Genomic DNA, 19574 nt, shown 5'->3' on the forward strand with positions numbered 1-19574 from the left:
TCGGGCTCAACACAGTCCGGGCTGCTCCCGGCGGGTCACGCTACCGGTGCGGGTTCTCCTCGTGCGCCGCGTGCTCGGCCGGCTCAAGCTGGAACGTCGAGTGGTCCACATCGAAATGGTCGGCCAGACACACGGAAAGCTCATCGAGAAGTGCGCCGGAGCCACCCGAGCCGAGCACCACAGGTTCGACCACGACGTGGGCACTGAAGACGTGGGCTCCGGAGGTGATCATCCACACGTGCACATCGTGCACCGCCACCACGCCGTTCGTTTCCAGCAGGTGCCGTCGGATCTCTGCGACATCCGTTGCGGCCGGCACCGATTCGCTCAGCACCCGCACCACGTCGCGCAGCAGCACGAGTGCTCGGGGCGCGATCATGCCGGCGATGACCAGCGACGCGATCGCATCGGCCTGTACAAAGCCCGTCACCAGGATGACCCCGGCCGCGGCGATGACCGCCACTGAGCCCAGGGTGTCCCCGAGCACCTCGAGGTAAGCGCCGCGCATATTGATCGACGACTCGGCCGCCGGGCGCAGCAGGAGCAGGGCCGCAACGTTGGCCAAGAGGCCGATCACGGCCACGACCAGCATGGGAGTTGCCCGCACCTCGCTGCCGCCGGCGTCGACCAGTCGGCCGACGGCGCCGATCACGACGGCGATGGCAACCCCCACCAGGATGAGCCCGTTCAGCAGGGCACCGAACACCTCGGCCCGTTGGTAACCGAACGTCTGCCGGTCGGTAGCCGGCCGCGCGGCCACCACGGTGGCCGTCAGAGCGATGATCAGACCCGCGAGGTCGGAGAACATGTGGCCGGCATCCGCCAGCAGGGCCAGGGAACCGGTCAGCCAGGCGCCGACGACCTCCACCACGAGCACCGCGGCGACAATCCCGATCGCCACCGACAGACGCGCACGGTTCGTCTGCGAGGTGTGCGCGTGATCATGGCCCATGCCTCCACGCTAGGGCCGCGGGCACCCGGCCGCCAGTTCAGCCGTCAGTTCGGAATGAGTGCCGTTCTCAGCAGTCGAGACGGATGCGCCAGTCAGGCTTCCAGCAGCGTCTCCAGCACCGGAATCAGCTTGCCGAAGGCCCTCGCCCGGTGGCTGTGCTCGTTCTTCACGTTCGGGGTCAGCTCGGCGGCGGAGATCGCATAGCCGTCGGGCAGGAAGATCGGGTCATAGCCGAAGCCGCCGGCGCCGCTCGGCTCGGTCAGGATCTGCCCGAGCCATTCCCCGGTCACGTGCCACTCCGTGCCGTCGGGCATGGCCAGCGCGGCGACGCAGGTGAAGTGTCCGCCGCGGTGCTCGGCGGCCACATCGCCCAACTGCCAGAGCAGCAGCTGCAGGTTCTGGTCGGAGTCCCGGGCGGGCCCGGCCCAGCGTGCCGAGAAGATGCCGGGCGAACCGCCGAGGACGTTCACGCAGATGCCGGAGTCGTCGGCGATGGCCGGCAGACCGGTGTGCGCGGCGGCGGCGCGCGCCTTGATCAGAGCGTTCTCGGCGAAGGTGACGCCGTCTTCGACCGGCTCGGGGCCGTCGTAGGCCAGCACGTCGAGGTCGGGGAGCCGGGGGGCGAGGATGCGCCGCAGCTCCTCGACCTTGTGCTGGTTGTGGGTGGCGAGAACGACCTGCATGGCCCTAGCGCCCCAGCGCCGTCGTCTGGAACTCGGTCAGGGAGATCGTCCCGGCCAGCGCCAGGTCGAGCAGAGAATTAAGTTCGGTGCGGTCGAACGGCGCGGCCTCGGCCGTGCCCTGCACCTCCACGAAAAGGCCGCGGCCGGTTACGACCACGTTCATGTCGGTCTCGGCCCGGGAGTCTTCGGTGTAGGCAAGGTCGAGCATGGACTCACCGCCCACGATGCCCACGGAGATGGCCGCGACGCTGTCGATCAGAGGCTGGGCCTTCTGGCTGAGGAACTTCTTCTCCCTGCCCCACTCGAGGGCGTCGGCCAGAGCCACGTAGGCTCCCGTGATAGCCGCGGTGCGGGTGCCGCCATCGGCCTGGAGCACGTCGCAGTCCAGCACAATGGTGTTCTCGCCGAGTGCTTTCATGTCGACCACGGCGCGCAGGCTGCGTCCGACCAGGCGGCTGATCTCGTGGGTGCGCCCGCCGATGCGGCCCCTGACCGATTCGCGGTCCATTCGAGAGTCGGTGGAGCGCGGCAGCATGGAGTACTCGGCCGTGACCCAGCCCTTGCCCTTGCCGGCCATCCAGCGGGGTACGCCGTTGGTGAACGAGGCCGTGCAGAGCACCTTGGTGCGCCCGAACGAGATCAGGGCCGACCCTTCGGCCTGGTCGCTCCAACCGCGCTCGATCGTGACAGGGCGCAGCTGGTCGTTCGTTCGTCCGTCTACGCGCACGGTGTCGGTCACGGGGTCTCCTTGGGGTTGGGATGCGATGCGGCGAACTCGGCAAGCTCGCTCAAACTGAAGGACCCGGTCTCGACCAGGTCGACACGACCGATTTCCGGCCCGATCAGCCGGTGAGCCAGGTGCAGAAAATCGTCGGCGCTGTCGCCGGTGGCCTCGTACCGGTAGCTGGGCGGCGCCTGCTCGGTGCGTTCCAGGCCCTGGCTCACCAGCAGCCGGTACACGTCGTTGGCCGTCTCAGTGTCGCTGGAGACGAGGGTCACGGTGTCCCCCATCACGTAGGAGATGGCACCGCGCAGGAAGGGGTAGTGCGTGCATCCGAGAACGAGCGTGTCGACTTCCGCGGCCCGCAGCGGGGCGAGATAGCCTTCGGCGACCGACAGTAGTTCGTCGCCCGTGGTGATTCCCGCCTCGACGAATTCGACGAACCGTGGGCAGGCCTGCGTCAGGAGCTGGATGTCGGTGGCCGCGGCGAACGCGTCGTCGTAGGCGCGCGATTTGACTGTGCCCAGTGTTCCGATCACGCCGACCCGGTTGTTGCGGGTGGTGCGCACGGCACGGCGCACAGCCGGTTGGATGACCTCGACCACGGGAACGCTGTAGCGCTCACGGGCATCCCGGAGCATCGCGGCCGAAGCGGTATTGCAGGCGATGACCAGCATCTTCACATCTTGGGCAATCAGGTCGTCGAGAACGTCAAGGGCGAAACCGCGCACATCCGCGATCCTCTTCGGGCCATACGGAGAATGCGCAGTGTCTCCGATATAGAGGATCGATTCATTCGGCAGTTGATCCTTGATTGCCCGGGCGACAGTCAGGCCGCCCACTCCGGAATCAAAGATTCCAATCGGTGCATCCGTCACGAGAGTTGAGCCTAGTCGGAATCCCTGACCCCCACCCGTGTACGCGCGGCACCCGGTCCGGCGCGGCCGGAGATCACCTCTCGGACAGGAAGATTGACGGCATGTTCCCAGTCTCGCCCCGGTAGCGTCAGCACGTTCCATTCGGGGAATATGGCCGTAACTACACTCGGAATATGGCTCCCGCCAACCGACGGACGCCGCAACAGAATGACGTCACATTCGTTGTTTGAGGAGATGATCGCCGTGAATGATCGAGTCGTAATCACCGGGCTGGGCGCCTTGACGCCCCTGGGCAACAATTGGCGCGACACGTGGTCGGGTCTCACCGGCGGCCGCAGCGGCGTAGCCCGGATCACCCAATTCGATCCCGCCGGTCTGCCGACGCAGATCGCCGGCGAGGTGAAGAACTTCATTCCGGCCGAGCGGATGACCGTGAAGCAGGTCAAGCGCGCATCCCGAGCCTCGCAGCTCGCGATCGCCGCAGCCCGCGAGGCGGTGGCTGACGCCGGTTTCGGCGCCTCCATGGAAGGCATCGACACGGCGGTCGTCGTCAACAGCGCCGTGAGCGGCTTCGCGGAGATCCAGGAAGCCACCGAGCTCGTCAACTCCGGCGACTCCCGGCGCATCCCGCCGCGCTTCGTGCCCTCCGCCCTGTTGAACATGGCCGCCTGCGAGATCGCGATCGACCTCGGCGTCCACGGACCGGTCAACGCGAGTGCCCTTGCCTGCGCCAGCGGAGCCTACGCACTCCTCGAGGCACGCACCATGCTCGTCATGGGTGACGCCGACGTCGTCATCGCCGGCGGGGTCGAGGCTGCGATCACGCCCGTCATGTTCGCGGGCCTGAACGCCATGCACGCGGCCTCCAAGAACAACGATTCCCCGGCCGAGGCCTCTCGGCCGTTCGACGCCGACCGCAACGGACTCGTCTTCGGTGAGGGAGCGGTCATCTTCGTGATGGAGCTGCTCTCCCACGCCCGAGCCCGCGGCGCCCAGATCTACGCGGAGGTGCTGGGCGGCGCCCTCACCAGCGACGGCCACAGCATCGTCGCGCCCGAACCCACCGGCAAGTTCGCGAGCCTGGCCATGACCCGCGCACTCATCAAGTCGAAGTTGAACCCGAGCGACATCGACATGATCTGCGCCCACGGCACGTCCACCCAAGCCAACGACCGGGCCGAGACCTCGGCGATACGCCAGGCACTCGGGTACGCTGCCGATTCCATCGCCGTCACCGCCCCCAAGTCGATGACCGGCCACATGATCGGCGCCGCGGGTGCCCTCTCCGGCCTGCTCTGCGCCCTGTCGGTCCGAACCGGCATCATCCCGCCCACCATCAACTACACGACCCCGGACCCGGATTGCACGCTCGACTACGTGCCGCGGGTCGCCCGGGAGAAGCCGGTGAAGTTCGCCCTGGCGAATGCGTTCGGCTTCGGCGGGCAGAACTGCATCGTCGCCTTCGGGGCGCTGTAGGCCTTCTGCTCCGACAAGAACACGTATCGGGCCGGGCGGATAAGCTTTCCGGGTGACCGAAACCTCAGCATTCCGCACCGACCGGTACGAACTCACCATGGTGGACGCCGCGATCCAAAGTGGAACCGCCGCACGAGAGTGCCAATTCGAGGCCTTCGCCCGGCACCTCCCCTCCGGCCGCCGCTACGGCATCGTGGCCGGCACCGGGCGGCTGCTCGATCTCATCCGGGCCTTCCGGTTCACGGATGCCGAACTCACCTGGCTGAGAGACAACCGTGTGGTGCGCGAGCCCACCATCGCCTGGCTCGCCGACTACGCCTTCCGCGGCACCATCTGGGGCTACCGGGAAGGCGAGGCCTACTTCCCGGGCTCGCCCCTGATCACGGTGGACGGCACCTTCGCCGAATGCGTCATCCTCGAAACCCTGATTCTCAGCGTGCTCAACTACGACAGCTCCGTCGCCAGCGCGGCCGCACGGATGGTCTCGGTCAGCCTGGGCCGCCCCCTCGCCGAAATGGGTTCGCGCCGCACTGGCGAGTACTCCGGGGTCGCCGCCGCCCGGGCCGCCTACATAGCCGGTTTCGCCTCGACCAGCAACCTGGAGGCCGGCCGCAGCTGGGGCGTGCCCACCATGGGCACCGCCGCCCACTCCTTCACTCTCCTGCACGACAGCGAGGAAGACGCCTTCCGTGCCCAGATCGCGGCCTTCGGACCGGCCACCACTCTGCTCGTGGACACCTTCGACGTCGCCGCGGGCATCGAACTGGCCGTCAGGGTGGCCGGACCGGCGCTCGGGTCGATCCGGATCGACTCCGGCGACCTGCCGACCAGGGTGGCGGAGGCCCGCAGCCAACTGGACTCGCTCGGTGCCGTCAACACGCACATCACCGTCACCAGCGACCTCGACGAGTTCTCCATCGCCGCCCTGTCCGCGTCGCCCGTGGACGCCTTCGGCGTGGGGACATCGGTGGTGACCGGTTCGGGCTCCCCCGCCGCCGGGATGGTCTACAAACTCGTCGCGCACCGCGACGACGCCGGAGACTGGGTGCCCGTCGCCAAGACCTCACCCGCGAAGAGCTCGGTCGGCGGCCGAAAGCGGGCCGTGCGCCGGCTCGACTCCGCCGGGATCGCGCGCGCCGAGGTCGTCCTGATCGGCGAGGATCCGGCCGACTCCACTCCGCCCGCAGAGCCTTCGGGCCGGGACCGCGTGCTGCTGGTGCCTCTGATCACCGACGGCGTGATCGACGAAAGTTACCTCGGGGCGGCCGGCACGACCCGCGCCCGCGCGCACCACGCAGCCGTCATGCAGGAATTGCCGATCGAGGCCTTCCGCCTCGGGCGCGGCGACCCCGTCATCCCGACCCTGTACCGGTAGCGCTCAACCGGCAGGTCAGGCCTTCATCTTCTCGTAGATGGCCTTGCAGGCCGGGCAGACCGGGAACTTCTCCGGGTCGCGTCCGGGCAGCCACTTCTTGCCGCAGAGGGCGCGCACCGGCTTGCCGGAAATAGCCGATTCGAGAATCTTGTCTTTGGGCACGTAATGCGAAAAACGCTCGTGGTCGCCCGGCTCGATGTGCTCCTGGTTGAGGAGTTGCTCGAGCTCACGGTCGAGCGTCGAGGTGCCGCCGCCGCTGCCGGGGTTTCCGGGTTCTGCGATGCTCGCGCGAAAGTGATCAGTCATGCACTCAGTCTAAACAACCCGCGGGCACACCGGCAGGCCTGCCGATCCTGCCCGCGAGCCGGAGCCCGGAGGATACCGCGAGCGAGTCGCGCGGGAGCTGCGCCCCTCCGCGCGTGGCGTGCCGGCGGCGCAGCGGCGCAGCGGCGCAGCACGCGCGCCACGCGAACGTCAGGACGCCTAGGCCCGCACGGCGGAGGCGATCATCTCCGGCCCGCGCCGTTCGAACGCGAGCGAACCCAGAAAGACCCCGCCCACGAGCGTGATCAGTCCGCTGGCGACGCCCAGCACGAGCGCCGGAATGTTCCAGACCGGGTCGACGAAGACGCCGAGCAGCGCGCAGGCGAGAGCCGGGAGCGAAAGCAGGATCGACCCCGCAAAGGTGAACGACTGGATCAGCGCGGCCGCCGTGTCCGACGCCTGAGGCTGAGCGAAAGGGCTGTCTCCCGGCTTGGTCGCCGGATAGGGGAAGCGCGCCGATGAATAACTCGAGAGCCCGAGCCCGGTCAGCAGGATGCTGGTGCTCACCCCCAGGATGGACGGCATCACCGCCCAGTCGCCGTAGACCGACACGCTGATCGCCGACCCCGCCGCGATCATCGGGATCCCCACGAAGAGTGCGGGAACCAACCGGCCCATCCGGTCCTCGAATCCGCGGGTGCCGGAGGCCACGTGCAGCCAGACCGCGGTATGGTCCAGGGCGACGTCGTTGTGCAGGGTCCAGCCCAGGAACACACTCATCAACGGCACCGCCAGAAGAGCGAGGTAGGAGATCGGCAACCCCGCGAACGACAGCGGCAAGATGACGATCAGAGGAATGACCGGGATGACGATCACCGACATCCAGTACCGGGAGTCGCGGCGCCAGTAGGTGAGGCTACGGGCCGCAATCGCACCCATCGGAGTGTGCGGCATGCTGTCGAACCACCCGAGCCCGCCGTACTGGCGGGCCTGAGCCTCGCGGCCGGGCGTGACGAGCATCCGTGCCACCAGTCCCTGCCAGGCCAGCCACAGCAGGTACGTCGTTGCCGCGGCCATCGAGAGCTTGAGCACGGCCGCACCCCAGAGCCCGGTGGAGGCATCCCCGGGAACGGCCCAGGCCGCACCGAGGGGCGTCCAGCCGAGGATGCCCGCCAGCCCGCCGATCAGGTCGAGGCCGTAGCGACCCCAATCGAAGTTGAGCGCCAGAAGCACGACGGGGGCGATCATCACCAGAAGAAGCACCCCGATGATTCCGGTGAATTCCCGGGATCGACGCGTTGCCAGCAGGAACGCCCCCAGCGACGTGCTCACCCGGGACACGAGCATGCAGGTGGCCAGCAGCAGGGTGGCGGAGGCGAGGGCGAGCACCGTCACTAAGAGGCCGCGGGACCAGGTCACGACCGTGCCGAGCAGCACGACCGAGAGCACGAACGCGGGCACCCCGACCAGAGAGGACAGCGCCAGACCGAGCGAAAGCCTCCGGCTAGGGATGCCCATGGTCGCGAATTTGCGCGGGTCCATGGTGTCGTCGATCCCGAAGACCAGCGGGAACAGCAGGAAGCCGAGCACGACGAGTGATCCAGCGACGACCAGGCCGTCGCGAATGGCGACGGGATCTCCCGTGAAGCGCAGCCCGACGAGCACTACGAAGAGGCCGACGGCCAGGGCGAGGCCGTAGAGCAGGCCGATCACGATGCCGGCGACCTGCCAGGGGCTGCGCCGGAACAGATTGGCGAGCAGGCGGACTTTCAGTCCGAGAAACTGTGCAACCACTCCATGCCCTCCGCCACCTTGCGTCCACCGGCCAGCTCGATGAACCGTTCCTCGAGCGTTTTCTCGCCGCGAACCTCGTCGATGGTGCCGGAGGCCAGCACCGCACCCTCCACGATGATGGCGACACGATCGCAGACGCGCTGGATCAGATCCATTCCGTGGCTCGACAGCACGACCGTTCCACCGCTGGCGACGTATTTCTGCAGGATCTCCGTGACGTTGACGGCGGAGACCGGGTCGACGGACTCGAACGGCTCATCGAGCACGAGCAGTCGCGGCGAATGGATCATCGCGCAGGCGAGTGCGATCTTTTTCGTCATGCCGGCCGAGTAGTCGGCGACGAGGCGATTAAGCGCGTCTTCGAGGCCGAAGGCGGTTGCCAGGTCGGCCGCGCGCTGCCGCACGGTGACGTCGTCGAGACCCCGGAGCACCCCGGAATAATAGAGCAGCTGGGCTCCGGTCAGGCGGTCGAACAGGCGCAGTCGATCAGGCAGAACGCCGATGATGCGCTTGGCGGCCATCGGGCTCCCCCAGACGTCGATGCCGTTCACCGTGACGGTGCCCGCATCCGGCCGGAGCAGCCCGGTGACCATGGAGAGCGTCGTGGTCTTGCCGGCGCCGTTGGGCCCGACGATCCCGAAGAACGACCCCGCGCGAACCTCGAGGTCTATGCCCGATACCGCCACGGTCCGGCCGAAGCTCTTGTGCAGACCGCTGACCGCGAGCACAACCGGCGGGGCGAGATCGAGCGCAGTCGGCGCAATCACCGGGGCGCGCTTGCGGGAGGCCCGTTTCACGACGGGCGGTTCCGCGGCAGCGGGGGCGGCGGCACGCAGCAGCTCCGTTTCGGCGGACCCAGGCAGCTGCACCGGTACGGGCACCAGTTCGATGCCTGCCGACACGGATGCGTCGGCACCGGATGCGTCGGCAGCGGATGCGTCGGCAGCGGATGCGTCGGCAGCGAATGGCCGGGGCACGGACAGCGCGGTGACCAGGACCGGCTCGGCCTCCTCGCCCGGCGACGGGATGAACTCCGGCAGAACCTGCGTGGCAGGCTCCGCGTCAGGTTCGACACTCTCAGAGTCAGTGGTGAGAGGCTCAGAGACAGGTTCGACTGACCTCGCGTCAGGTTCGGCGACGGCGGCCGCGGCCGCAGCCAAGGTCGCCGCCCGGATGGCCGCAGCCCGCGCTGCGCTGGCCTTGGCCGCACTGGACCGGGCCGCGCCGGTTTTCGCGACGGACTCAGATTTCGCCGCTGCCGTGCGCGCGGCCGTGGCCCGTACTGACGTCGTGCGAGCCGACGTCGTGCGAGCCGCGGTGATGGGAGGAGAGGCGAATGTCGGGGCGTCGGCCGTCGGCGACGTGCCTTCAGAGTCAGACTCCGGCGCTGCGACGGGCCTTTTCGGAGCCGGTCTCGGTGCGGGCTTTGGGCTGGCCCTGGCCGCGGGTTTCTTCGGAAGGGGCGCCCCGGGGGTGCCCTCCCTCGCCTCTGCAGCCGCTTTTGCGCGGGCCGTACTCGGTCGCCCGGCGGCCACACGGGGGGTAGCCTTCGTGCGCGGCGGCGCCTTGGGGACAGGGGCCTTGCGCACCGGGACGGTGCGCACAACAGCCGGCGTCGTGGCCTGTGTTTCAGCAGAATCTAGCGCAGAAGAGGGCACCTTCTGCTCGTCGGGCTCGGATGTCGGGGGCGCTGGAGTCACCTCGCTAACCTACCAAGGACCGTCTGACATCGCAGGCTTCGGGGGTCACCCGGAAGCACAGTCAGGCGCTGCCCAGCCACGGGCGCCCGGGTCACGAAAGCAACACGGAAAGGAGTCCGCTCTTCCCCCCAACCGAGGGCGTAGGGTACTCTCGAGTTGGCATAACGGTGTGTCTATACGTGAACGTACAAGTGAACCCTAGACAAACTCGATCTGAATCTGAGGGAGTCTCGGTCACTCGAATTCTTTTTTGAGGAGACAATCGTGACCACCCAGGTAGTCATTTTGGCAGCAGGTATGGGCAGCAGACTCGGACGTTCGCTTCCGAAGCCGCTCACCGAACTCAACGACGGTCGAACAATCATGCAGCAGCAGTTCGACAACATCGCGCACGCCTTCGGCAAGAAGGCGAAAGTTACCATCGTGGTCGGTTACAAGCTCGAGCACATCATCGAGGCCTTCCCGCAGGCATCCTTCGTTTACAACGAAGAGTATGACCAGACCAACACCTCGAAGAGCCTTCTGCGCGCTCTCCAGGCGTCCACCACCGGCGGTGTGCTCTGGATGAACGGTGACGTCGTCTTCGACCCGGCCATTCTCGACCGCGCTGCCGCGATGGTCGCTCGCGACCAGTCCTTCGTCACCGTCAACACCTCCAAGGTGTCCGACGAGGAGGTCAAGTACACGACCAGCGCCGAGGGCTACATCAAAGAACTCTCCAAGACTGTCAAGGGCGGGTTGGGCGAGGCAGTGGGCATCAACTACATTTCCAGCGCGTACAAGGCTGTACTGGTCCACCACCTGACGAAGGTCGCCGACCAGGACTACTTCGAGCGCGGCATCGAACTCGCGATCGAGAAGAACAACCTGTTGGTCGAGCCTCTCGACATCTCCGATTTCTACGCGGTCGAGGTCGACTTCGCCGAGGATCTCGAACGGGCGAACCTCTTCGTCTAGCGGCGCCTTTCGCGGGGGCGCGCGCCGCGCCCCTACGATAGAGCGCGTGAGTAGATATGCGGAAGTGCGCCCTGAGCAGCGCACGTCTTTCGCCAGGTACCGTCATTCCCTCTGGTTGCTCACGCAGCGGGATCTGCGGGTGCGCTACTCGACGTCGCTGCTCGGTTACTTCTGGTCGATTCTCGACCCTCTGGTCATGGCCGGTATCTACTGGTTCGTCTTCACCCAGGTTTTCCAGCGCACGGTGGGCAACGAACCGTATATCGTCTTCCTGCTGTCGGCGCTGCTGCCGTGGATGTGGTTCAACGGCACCGTGTCCGACTGCACGCGCGCGTTCCTGCGCGAAGCGAAGCTGATTCGGTCCACCCGAATACCCCGCACGATCTGGGTGAACCGGCTCGTGCTGTCCAAGGGCATCGAGTTTGTGGCGTCCATCCCGGTGCTTCTGCTGTTCGCACTCATCTCCGGGGCTGAACTCAGCGCGGGTGCGGCCCTCTTCGCCCTCGCGATCCTGCTTCAGACGATCCTGACCGCAGGGATCGGGCTGATCGTCGCTCCCCTCGTGGTCTTCTTCCGCGACCTTGAGCGGGCCGTGAAGCTCATCCTCCGCTTCCTGTTCTACGCATCGCCGATCATCTATGGCACCGCGGACCTGCCCACGGAACTGCAGTTCTGGGCCGGCTTCAATCCGCTCAGCGGCCTGTTCAGCCTGTACCGGGCCGCGTTCTTCCCCGAGCAGCTCGATTGGAATCTCGTGCTGATCAGCGCGCTGATGTCGGTCCTCTTTCTTGTCGCCGGCCTGGTTGTCTTCACGCGCACCGAGCGCGCCGTCCTGAAGGAGATCTAGTGTCGGCACCGGTGATCACCCTCACGGGTGTCGGCATCCGTTTCCGCCGCAATCGACGCGGTCGGCGCTCGTTCAAGGACCTGTTCGCCGCCCGGAGGCGGCGCATCCGCCCGAACGAATTCTGGGCGCTGCGGAACGTTGCGTTCACGGTGCAGCGCGGCGAGGCGATCGGCGTGGTCGGTCGCAACGGGCAGGGCAAGTCGACCCTGTTGAAGCTGGTCACCGGCGTCGTGCTGCCCGACGAGGGCTCGGTGCGCGTGACCGAGGGTGTGGCCCCGCTGATCGAGATCACGGGTGGCTTCGTGGACGACCTCACTGTGCGCGAGAACGTCTACCTGACCGCGGGCCTGCACGGGATGACGAAGAAGCAGATCGCGGCGCGCTTCGACGAGATCATCGCCTTCGCGGAGATCGCCGACTTCGTCGACACGCCCTACAAGCACCTGTCCAGTGGTATGAAGGTGCGCATCGCGTTCGCCGTGATTTCCCGGCTCGAGGAGCCCATCCTGCTCGTGGACGAGGTGCTCGCCGTCGGCGACAAGGCGTTCCGGGAGAAGTGCTACCGGCGGATCGAGGAACTGCTCGCCGGTGGGCGAACTCTGTTCTTCGTGTCCCACAACGAGCGGGACCTCAAGCGCTTCTGCACCCGAGGCCTCTACCTTGACAAGGGTGCGCTGGTTCTGGATGCCCCCATCACCGAGGTGCTGGCGCTCTACAACTCGCAATACGGGATCAAGCCGGCCTAACGGGCCGAGGCCATCACGGCATCCGGATCTTCCAGGCCGTCCCGGGAGGGCGGCAGTTGAGCGGAATTGAACCCGGTCATCAGATCGCCCGGCTCAATGCCGAGCACTGTGGCAAGCCGGATCAGGGTATGGAAAGTGGGGTTGCCAAGTCCCCGGTCGATCCGCGCGTAGTTGGACACGTTGAGGCCGGCCAGGTGGGCGACGGCCTCCTGATTGAGGGACAGCTGGCGCCGCCGACGACGCAGGCGAACACCGAGGATTCGGGATGCTTCTGACTTCGGCTCAGGCATTCTCCTTGTATAGGCGCGCACCGAGTTTTCCGCCAGTGGCACCCAGCCGGGGCACGTAAACTCATCGGGACACTGACGGAGGGCACTCTGATGGCCAAAAAAACCAAGCCGATTATTTCCGAGACGGGTGGCCTGCCGAAAGGCGGCCAGCTCCCCACCGGGATCGTCACGGGCTTCGACCGCGTGATGGCGATCCACCGTCCTGCCGTGCTCGCGCACATCCGTTCCGTGCGCCGCCGTTCCCCACAGGCGTCGCCCGTGGAGATCATCCGGATCCTGGAGCGGCGCTACCTCGCCGCCGTCACCACCGGGGGTGCCGCGGTCGGCGCGACGGCGGTCATCCCGGGGGTCGGCACCGCCGTCACCCTGGCCATCTCCGGCGTGGAGACGGCCGGGTTCCTCGAGGCCACCGCCCTGTTCACGCAGTCGGTGAGCGAGGTGCACGGCATCACGGTCGAGGACCCCGAGCGGGCACGCGCTCTGGTGATGACGATGATGCTCGGCCGCGAAGGCTCAGACCTGGTGCGCCAGCTGGCCGGCCAGGTCTCCGGCTCCGGCGTCCCGCGCGCCGCTTACTGGGGCGAACTCATCACGACCAGCATTCCCCGGGCCATCATGGGACCGCTGACCGATCGGCTGAAGAGCAGCTTCATCCGGCAGTTCGCCGCCAGGGGCGGCGCCAGCTTCATCGGCAAGGCCCTGCCGTTCGGTGTGGGCGCCATCATCGGGGGTGCGGGCAACCACATCCTGGGCTCGCGGGTCGTTCACTCGTCGCGGCTCGCGTTCGGCCAGCCGCCGGTCGGTTTCCGCCAGGAACTGGACCCCCGGGTGCGGATCGTCGTTCGGGAATCGCCGGCCCGCCGCATCCCGGGGATCACCCGGCTGTCCCTGACCGGCCTGTCCGGCCGGCTGTCCCCCCGGCGACGGATGCCCGGAGCACCGCACCCGACAACGCCGACACCGCCCCGTGCAGACTAGAGCTTCTCGACGTCGCTGACTTCGTCCGTCGGAGCGTCGATGGCTGGTTCGACCACTTCCAGGCTCACGGCCTGCGGGTGGGATGTGTCGAAGCGCTCCCACTCGTCCATCAGGTGCGCCACAGCGGCGTGGAAACGCTCCGTGGCGACTCCGGGACCGGTGTCGCCGAAGTAACGCTCGACCCAGATCTTGAGCCGGTCATGGGCCTCGCTGTCATGGGTGAGATCGTCGAGCACGCCGAGGATACTTCCCGCATCGTCGGCGTTCAGCCACTCGCAGTCGGAGAGATAGCCTCCTGAGTCGATCTGAGCGGCCGGGTCGACCGGGCGGGTCACCATCAGGGCCTTGCCTGAGGCCAGACGGTCGTAGACCATCGCCGAGATGTCGACGATGGCGACATCCGCTGCCGACAACTGCCAGCCCAGGTCGGGGCTCGCGTCGTAGATGTGCCGGGCCGAGGCATCGCGCGCATTCGCCGTCGCGATGGCCGCGATGATGGTCTTGTTCGCCGCGCCGTACTCGCTGCTCACCACGCCGCTGCGGGGGTGCGGGCGGTAGATCACGCGGTGCCGGCCCGAGGCCAGCAGTGACGTCACCAGGGCAACGCCGTGGGACGCGATCGAGCCGTAGGCGGCGGCTGGCCGGTCGCCTTCCCAGGTCGGAGCGTAGAGGATGACCTGGCGCTCGTCCGGGGCGAACGGCGTCGCGCCGGAGTAGAAGTCGGCCTGGGGGCGGCCGATCTTCAGGGCGCGCTTGTCGAAGTCGTAGTCCCAAAGCACCTTGTCGAGACGGGCGATCGCGGCATCGCCGGCGACGAAGGCGTAGTCGTAGGCCTTGATCTGGTTCGTGACCATGTACATTTTGTCGCTCTCACCGTGGTTGATGAAAACGTGCCAGCGGCCCGCGTAGCGCATCATTTGGAAGTTGCGGGTGTTCTGGTTCACGTAGAACACGATCCGGATGTCCTGCTGGGCCAGCACCTGCTCGAGGTCGACGACCCGGCGAACGTAGGCAACCGGGAGCGGGGACTCATCGATCAGCGGCAGGGCACCTGCCCCACTGCGGCTCAGCACCAGGACGGGCCAGGTCTCGGCGAGCTTCGCGAGCGGCTTGTACCACTGCCGCATCTGGTACAGATTGACGTCGCCGTCGGCGAAGTAGACCGCGATCTTGAAGTGATTCCGGGGCAGCGGCTCACGCGTGGACAGCCGCCCGTTCAGCAGCCGCTGTGCCTTGCGGGACGCCGTGACGTCCCTGACCAGCTTGAGCCCAAGCCTGACGTCTCGTTGAATACCCACCCATCAAGAGTACCGACGATGCCACTCGACCGAGCGCCTCTGGCCCCCCGAAGGGGACGTGACGACGGAATCGTTAGACGATGGGCGGCCGTCCGGCCAGCGTCATCCGCCACACCGTGCGCGCCCTGAGGGGACGCCGCTCCCCCGGGTCGGTGGTCCACCCCTCGCGGAAACCGGTGAGCCAGGCGCGCAGCGCGCCCGGATTTCGAGCCCAGCGCAGTACCTGGATCAGAAGCCAGGACCCGGCGTAGACGGGCACGAGCAGGACCGGAAGGTTGCGGCGGGCCAGCCAGACCCGGTTGCGGGCGTTCAATCGGTAGTAGTCGGCGTGCCGGGTGGGCGCGATCACGGGATGATTCGCTTCCAGCTCGCCGGCGTACCAGGCGCGCAGGCCCAGGTCCCAAACACGCCAGGCCAGCTCGATGCCCTCATGGGCGTAGAAGAACGGCTCGGCCCAGCCCCCGGTGGCGTCGAAGGCGGCCCGGGGTAGCAGCACGGCACCCTCCCAGACCGAGAAGACGTTGCTGGAGTGGGTGGCTTCGCCCTTGCGGATGCGCGGAATCCAGCGTCTCGGCGACACGATCCCGGCCGGGTCGACCACTCGGGGCTGCAGAAGGCCGATGGTCGAATCCGCCCGAAGCACGCCGATGGCATCTCGCAGAAAGTGCGGGTCCGGGATGCTGGCGTCGTCGTCGAGGAAGAAGAGAAACTCTCCCGCGACGCGGGAGACCCCGCGGTTGCGGCCGGCCGGAATGCCCAAGTTCTCGGGCAGGCCGAGCGTCTTCACCTGGTCCGGCAGCCCGGTCGGCTGCCAGCCATTGCCCACGCACACGATGTCCAGGAGAACTCCCTGCTGGGCCAGCAGACTGCGGATGCCGCGGGCAAGGTCGTCGGGACGGGTGCCCTGGGTGAGCAGCACGACCCCCACTGTCGGCAGGGCGGGCCCGACCGGTGAAGCGCTAGGACCGGACACGCTTGGACGCCATGATGGCCACGAAGTGGCCCACCAGTGAGAGGAAGGCCAGCGGGACGAGCACGATCAGCACGAACCGGTCGACCGCCGGCTCGCCGAGGAAGCTGCCGACGACCGCGGCGACGAAGATCAGCATGGTCAGTTCGACCGAGTGGTACAGCCGGTGGAACGGGAGGAACCGGGCCAGGCGGCGGGCGCGGGCGATGAAGCTCGACGTCGGGGTCTGCTCGTGCTTGCGATCGGCGAGTTTGGTCAGGCCGGCGTTCGCGCGGGCCACGTGCACCATGTCGTTGAGGGCCTTGTTCAGCACGATGACGAGGGCGAGCAGCAGTGCGAGCGTGGTCCACAGGAAGTCGGCGGGGGCCTCGAACGGGTAGAAGGCGCACCGGATCCCGAACGCGATCGGGATGAGGGCCTCTGTCGTGTAGTGCCCAACCTTGTCGAGGAACACGCCGGCCGGGGAGGACTGCCGGCGCCAGCGGGCGACCTCGCCGTCGGAGCAGTCGACCAACATCTGCAGCTGCCCGAGCAGGAGGGCGAGCATCGCGCCCCAGATGCCGGGAATGAGCAGCGCGGCCGCCGTGGACCAGCCGACCAGGATCATCAGGCCGGTGACGCCGTTCGCCGAGATTGAGGTCTTCAGAAGTATCCAGGTCAGATACGGGGAGATGTCGCGCAGGTAGAGCGACGCCGTCCAGTGCTCGGCGTTCGCCCGCAGCCGAACTTCCGGCGGCTGGGCCACGTGGCGCAGCTCGGCGATTGAGGAGGGTCGAGTCGCCGCGGGATTCGCTGACGTCATTGGTGCCTTCCGGTATGGGCCGTGATGTTGGTGGTGAATTTCAGAAACCCGAGCAGGAAGCCGATCCCCCAGCAGAAGTGAATGCAGGGCAAGACTACGAGAAACCACAGCCCGGCACGAAACCCGTCCGGCCGGGTCACCAGGGCCGTGGCCACGGCGACGAGCCCCAGGTAGGCGGCGGGAATCAGAAAACCGAGCAGCAACCACGGGTTCGCCCCGGTGAGGAGCTGAACCAGGCCGGCCAGCCCGGCCAGAGTGCCGACAGTGACACCCAGGACCATTACGGGCGGGGCGAAGTAACGGATGCCGTTGTCCTCGGGATATCGGCGGGCGAGTTCCCCTCGCCAGAGGCCGGTGGACACCATCTGCCGGGCCAGCCGGGCCAGACTCGGCCGGGGCCGATAGACGACCCGGAGCCGAGGTGTGAACCAGACGATGCCGCCCTGGTCGCGCAGACGGCGGTTGAGTTCCCAGTCCTGGCCGCGCTTGATGCCCTCGTCGAAGAGGCCGACGCGCACGATGCTGTCCATCCGAAAACAGCCCAGGTAGACGGTTTCCGCGGGGCCCTCCGGGCCGCCGATGTGCAGGGGAGTGCCGCCGAGGCCGATCTTCGTGCCGTAAGCGCGCGCGACGGCTTTCTGGAACGGGCTTTCCCCCTGGGCGTCCATGACGCCGCCGACATTGTCGGCGCCGGTGCGCTCAAGGGTCTCCACGGCGATGCGGGCGTAGTCCGGCGGCAGCACCGAATGGGCGTCGACGCGAATGACGAACGCGTACTGCGAGGCACGGATAGCAGTGTTGAGGCCTGCCGGAGTGGAGCCGATCTCGTTCGCCACGATGCGGATGCGCGGATCAACCGCGGCCATCTCCTCAACCAGTTCGGTTGTGCCGTCGATGCTCGGGCCGAGGGCCAGGGTGACCTCGAAAGGCCCCGAGTAATCCTGGCGGAGCAGACTGGTCACGGCGGCGCGCACATGGGTGACGTCATTCAGCACCGGCATCACATAGGAAACCCCGAGCAGGGATGCGGCTCCGGAAGAGGGATCCTGGCTGGTCATAGTTCCATTCTTCTGGCGGGAGGTAAGAGCCTACCAGCCGGGTGTTTCCTGCCTGCATCGGGGCCACAAACGACAGCTGCGCCGCCGGTGGATCACCGGCGGCGCAGCTGTTGTTCTCTGGAAGGAGCGAGTGGTCAGCTGGAGAGTGCGCCGACCGTGACGGATACCGTGGCCGACTTTCCATCGCGCACAAAGGTGAGGTCGGCCGTCTCGCCGGCCGCGAGAGCGCGCACCTGGGCGGTGAGGTCGTTCGCGTCAGTGATGGGTAGATCGTTAAGGTTGGTGACGATGTCGCCCTTTCGCAGTCCGGCCTTCTCCGCTGCACCGCCCGCCGAGACCTCGCTGATCAGGGCGCCGACGGTGGCGCTCTCCGGGCTGCCGGCGGCGCTGGTGACACTGGCGCCGAGCAGACCGTGGCTGGCCGTGCCGGTGGCGATCAGTTCGTCGGAGATACGCTTGGCCAGGTTCGACGGGATGGAGAAGCCCACGCCGATGCTGCCGGCGGCCGCCGAGTCGCCGCCCGCGCTGGCGATGGCGACGTTGATGCCGATCAGCTCGCCCTTGGCGTTGAGCAGGGCTCCGCCGGAGTTGCCGGGGTTGATCGCGGCATCCGTCTGGATGACCGAGAGTGAGATGCTGCCGGTGGAGGGAGCCTGGGCCGCGCCGCCATTCTGGTCGGGAAGGTCGAAAAAGAACGGGCTCTGCTCTTCGTCGGGTGCGGAGTTCTCGGGTGTCGACGGGGCAGCCGAGGAGGCGATGGAGATGCTGCGGTTCAGTGCGCTGACAATGCCGTCGGTGACGCTGCCGGAGAGGCCGAGCGGTGCGCCGATCGCGATGGCGCTGTCGCCGACGTTGAGCTTGCCGGAATCGGCCCATTTGATCGGCGTCAGGCCGCTCGCGCCGTCCAGCTTGATCACGGCGAGGTCGGAAACCGGGTCGGTGCCGACAATGGTGGCGGCGTAGAGCTTGCCGTCACTGGCGGTGACCTGAATGCTGGCGTCGGCGGCGGCGCCGTCGAGGGTGACGACGTGCGTGTTCGTGAGAATGTAGCCGTCTTCGGACAGGATGACGCCGGAACCGGTTCCGCCGGAGCTGCCGTCGGAGGCGGCGATGGTGACGACACTGGGCGTGGCCTTGGCGGCGACCGCCGTGATCTGGTTGACGCTGTCGGTGTTGTTGACCACGACCGTGCTGGGGCCGTCGGCCTGGCTGGTCGGGATTCCGACGGTCTGGTTGGTGACCACGAAGGCCGTGACGCCGGCGCCGGATGCCCCTCCGACGAGAGCGCCGATGGCGAGGGCCGCGATCAGGGCGATATTACCCGAGCGGCGGGGCTGCGTGCGCGGGCCGCCGGGCTGGTCGGCGGCGTACCCGTTCTGACGGGCGTAGGACTGCGGCTGGGTATTCGGCGCGTAGGGATTCGAGGTGGTGCTTTCCGCGACCGGGCGACCGAAGGAATCCGTGCCGTACGCGCGCGCAGGCGCGGCCGAGGCGGAGGTGGGCTGGGCCGCGGCGGGCTGGGCCGGCGACTGCTCAGAGGCGGAAACTGTGTCGGGGATGACCTCGGTCGGCTTCTCGTCGCCGGGGGTGCCGCCGGAGGAGTGATCCGCAGAGGGCTGGGCCGTGGCGGAAGCCTCGCCGGCCGCATTGACTTCGAATGGGACTGCGTCGTCGGGATCGGGAGTGGTGCCGGGTGCCTGCGGATTGTCGGTCATGGTGTGCTCCTTCCAAGCATTTCCACCTTGACTCCTGAACCTGAACGAATGATCTGTGCAGCCTGGGAGC

The 19574-nt window shown here is 67.4% G+C and carries 19 protein-coding genes; 6 read left to right on the top strand and 13 right to left on the bottom strand.

Going from position 1 to position 19574, the window contains the following annotated elements:
• Positions 1 to 40: 40 nt before the first annotated feature.
• The 4 genes from E3O28_RS11450 to murI form a co-directional block, all read right to left on the bottom strand.
• Positions 41 to 952: a cation diffusion facilitator family transporter gene (locus E3O28_RS11450; RefSeq protein ID WP_134416068.1), complete on the bottom strand. Its 912-nt coding sequence runs from the start codon at positions 950 to 952 to the stop codon at positions 41 to 43.
• 92 nt (positions 953 to 1044) lie between these two features.
• A complete protein-coding gene (gene rdgB, locus E3O28_RS11455) occupies positions 1045 to 1635 on the bottom strand; it encodes an RdgB/HAM1 family non-canonical purine NTP pyrophosphatase (RefSeq protein ID WP_104100213.1) in 591 nt (196 codons plus the stop codon).
• A gap of 4 nt (positions 1636 to 1639) precedes the next feature.
• The gene (gene rph, locus E3O28_RS11460; RefSeq protein WP_104100214.1) at positions 1640 to 2374 is read right to left on the bottom strand and encodes a ribonuclease PH; all 735 of its coding nucleotides are present in this window, start codon (positions 2372 to 2374) and stop codon (positions 1640 to 1642) included.
• Complete coding sequence (gene murI, locus E3O28_RS11465; RefSeq protein ID WP_104100215.1) at positions 2371 to 3234, bottom strand: glutamate racemase; 864 nt, start codon at positions 3232 to 3234, stop codon at positions 2371 to 2373. Before murI ends, rph begins: the two co-directional genes overlap by 4 nt.
• A 243-nt stretch (positions 3235 to 3477) precedes the next feature.
• On the opposite strand from murI, the gene E3O28_RS11470 reads away from it, so the two are divergent.
• Both E3O28_RS11470 and E3O28_RS11475 read left to right on the top strand, forming a co-directional pair.
• Complete coding sequence (locus E3O28_RS11470) at positions 3478 to 4710, top strand: beta-ketoacyl-[acyl-carrier-protein] synthase family protein (protein WP_198411567.1); 1233 nt, start codon at positions 3478 to 3480, stop codon at positions 4708 to 4710.
• A gap of 52 nt (positions 4711 to 4762) precedes the next feature.
• Positions 4763 to 6085, top strand: coding sequence for a nicotinate phosphoribosyltransferase (locus tag E3O28_RS11475; protein ID WP_104100217.1), 1323 nt, complete (start codon positions 4763 to 4765; stop codon positions 6083 to 6085).
• A 15-nt stretch (positions 6086 to 6100) separates the two neighbouring features.
• Here the strand turns inward: E3O28_RS11475 and E3O28_RS11480 are convergent, their stop codons facing one another.
• The 3 genes from E3O28_RS11480 to E3O28_RS11490 all read right to left on the bottom strand — a co-directional run bounded on the left by E3O28_RS11480 (position 6101) and on the right by E3O28_RS11490 (position 9303).
• Positions 6101 to 6391, bottom strand: a complete 291-nt coding sequence (locus E3O28_RS11480) for a DUF3039 domain-containing protein (protein WP_104100218.1) — start codon at positions 6389 to 6391, stop codon at positions 6101 to 6103.
• 177 nt (positions 6392 to 6568) lie between these two features.
• Entirely contained in the window at positions 6569 to 8143 is a 1575-nt protein-coding gene (locus E3O28_RS11485; protein WP_233191295.1) for a PAM68 family protein, read from the bottom strand.
• Positions 8119 to 9303, bottom strand: a complete 1185-nt coding sequence (locus E3O28_RS11490; protein ID WP_347232383.1) for an ABC transporter ATP-binding protein — start codon at positions 9301 to 9303, stop codon at positions 8119 to 8121. The genes E3O28_RS11485 and E3O28_RS11490 overlap by 25 nt, the downstream gene beginning before the upstream one ends.
• Positions 9304 to 10107: 804 nt before the next feature.
• Between E3O28_RS11490 and E3O28_RS11495 the strand changes: the two genes are divergently transcribed.
• From E3O28_RS11495 to E3O28_RS11505, 3 genes are read left to right on the top strand one after another with little or no spacing between them, the layout of a single operon-like run.
• A complete protein-coding gene (locus E3O28_RS11495; protein WP_104100219.1) occupies positions 10108 to 10800 on the top strand; it encodes a phosphocholine cytidylyltransferase family protein in 693 nt (230 codons plus the stop codon).
• A 46-nt stretch (positions 10801 to 10846) separates the two neighbouring features.
• Positions 10847 to 11647: an ABC transporter permease gene (locus tag E3O28_RS11500; RefSeq protein ID WP_233191298.1), complete on the top strand. Its 801-nt coding sequence runs from the start codon at positions 10847 to 10849 to the stop codon at positions 11645 to 11647.
• The gene (locus E3O28_RS11505) at positions 11647 to 12393 is read left to right on the top strand and encodes an ABC transporter ATP-binding protein (RefSeq protein ID WP_104100221.1); all 747 of its coding nucleotides are present in this window, start codon (positions 11647 to 11649) and stop codon (positions 12391 to 12393) included. The genes E3O28_RS11500 and E3O28_RS11505 overlap by 1 nt, the downstream gene beginning before the upstream one ends.
• Here E3O28_RS11505 and E3O28_RS11510 read toward each other — a convergent pair.
• A complete protein-coding gene (locus E3O28_RS11510) occupies positions 12390 to 12683 on the bottom strand; it encodes a helix-turn-helix transcriptional regulator (RefSeq protein WP_104100222.1) in 294 nt (97 codons plus the stop codon). The genes E3O28_RS11505 and E3O28_RS11510 overlap by 4 nt on opposite strands.
• A gap of 90 nt (positions 12684 to 12773) precedes the next feature.
• Here E3O28_RS11510 and E3O28_RS11515 point away from each other — a divergent pair, with 90 nt between their 5' ends.
• A complete protein-coding gene (locus E3O28_RS11515; RefSeq protein ID WP_241973111.1) occupies positions 12774 to 13661 on the top strand; it encodes a hypothetical protein in 888 nt (295 codons plus the stop codon).
• Here the strand turns inward: E3O28_RS11515 and E3O28_RS11520 are convergent.
• From E3O28_RS11520 to E3O28_RS11540, 5 genes are all read right to left on the bottom strand, one after another.
• Positions 13658 to 14959, bottom strand: coding sequence for a hypothetical protein (locus tag E3O28_RS11520; RefSeq protein ID WP_134416070.1), 1302 nt, complete (start codon positions 14957 to 14959; stop codon positions 13658 to 13660). The two genes, E3O28_RS11515 and E3O28_RS11520, sit on opposite strands and share 4 nt — an antisense overlap.
• A 73-nt stretch (positions 14960 to 15032) precedes the next feature.
• A complete protein-coding gene (locus E3O28_RS11525) occupies positions 15033 to 15932 on the bottom strand; it encodes a glycosyltransferase (RefSeq protein WP_104100224.1) in 900 nt (299 codons plus the stop codon).
• Positions 15919 to 16731: a CDP-alcohol phosphatidyltransferase family protein gene (locus tag E3O28_RS11530; RefSeq protein WP_134371737.1), complete on the bottom strand. Its 813-nt coding sequence runs from the start codon at positions 16729 to 16731 to the stop codon at positions 15919 to 15921. Before E3O28_RS11530 ends, E3O28_RS11525 begins: the two co-directional genes overlap by 14 nt.
• On the bottom strand, positions 16728 to 17789 hold the full coding sequence (locus tag E3O28_RS11535) for a glycosyltransferase family 2 protein (protein ID WP_233193942.1): 1062 nt from the start codon (positions 17787 to 17789) through the stop codon (positions 16728 to 16730). The genes E3O28_RS11530 and E3O28_RS11535 overlap by 4 nt, the downstream gene beginning before the upstream one ends.
• A 134-nt stretch (positions 17790 to 17923) precedes the next feature.
• A complete protein-coding gene (locus E3O28_RS11540) occupies positions 17924 to 19504 on the bottom strand; it encodes a trypsin-like peptidase domain-containing protein (RefSeq protein ID WP_241973112.1) in 1581 nt (526 codons plus the stop codon).
• Between the last annotated feature and the right edge of the window lie 70 nt (positions 19505 to 19574).

It is taken from the genome of Cryobacterium sp. TMT2-14 (assembly GCF_004402465.1).
In the GTDB taxonomy this organism is placed as follows: domain Bacteria; phylum Actinomycetota; class Actinomycetes; order Actinomycetales; family Microbacteriaceae; genus Cryobacterium; species Cryobacterium sandaracinum.

Excerpts from the sequence above, each read along its gene's own strand:
- E3O28_RS11450 (WP_134416068.1), bottom strand. The coding sequence starts at position 952 with ATGGGCCATGATCACGCGCACACCTCGCAGACGAACCGTGCGCGTCTG.
- rdgB (WP_104100213.1), bottom strand. The coding sequence starts at position 1,635 with ATGCAGGTCGTTCTCGCCACCCACAACCAGCACAAGGTCGAGGAGCTG.
- E3O28_RS11480 (WP_104100218.1), bottom strand. The coding sequence starts at position 6,391 with ATGACTGATCACTTTCGCGCGAGCATCGCAGAACCCGGAAACCCCGGC.
- E3O28_RS11510 (WP_104100222.1), bottom strand. The coding sequence starts at position 12,683 with ATGCCTGAGCCGAAGTCAGAAGCATCCCGAATCCTCGGTGTTCGCCTG.
- E3O28_RS11515 (WP_241973111.1), top strand. The coding sequence starts at position 12,774 with ATGGCCAAAAAAACCAAGCCGATTATTTCCGAGACGGGTGGCCTGCCG.
- E3O28_RS11530 (WP_134371737.1), bottom strand. The coding sequence starts at position 16,731 with ATGACGTCAGCGAATCCCGCGGCGACTCGACCCTCCTCAATCGCCGAG.
- E3O28_RS11535 (WP_233193942.1), bottom strand. The coding sequence starts at position 17,789 with ATGACCAGCCAGGATCCCTCTTCCGGAGCCGCATCCCTGCTCGGGGTT.
- E3O28_RS11540 (WP_241973112.1), bottom strand. The coding sequence starts at position 19,504 with ATGACCGACAATCCGCAGGCACCCGGCACCACTCCCGATCCCGACGAC.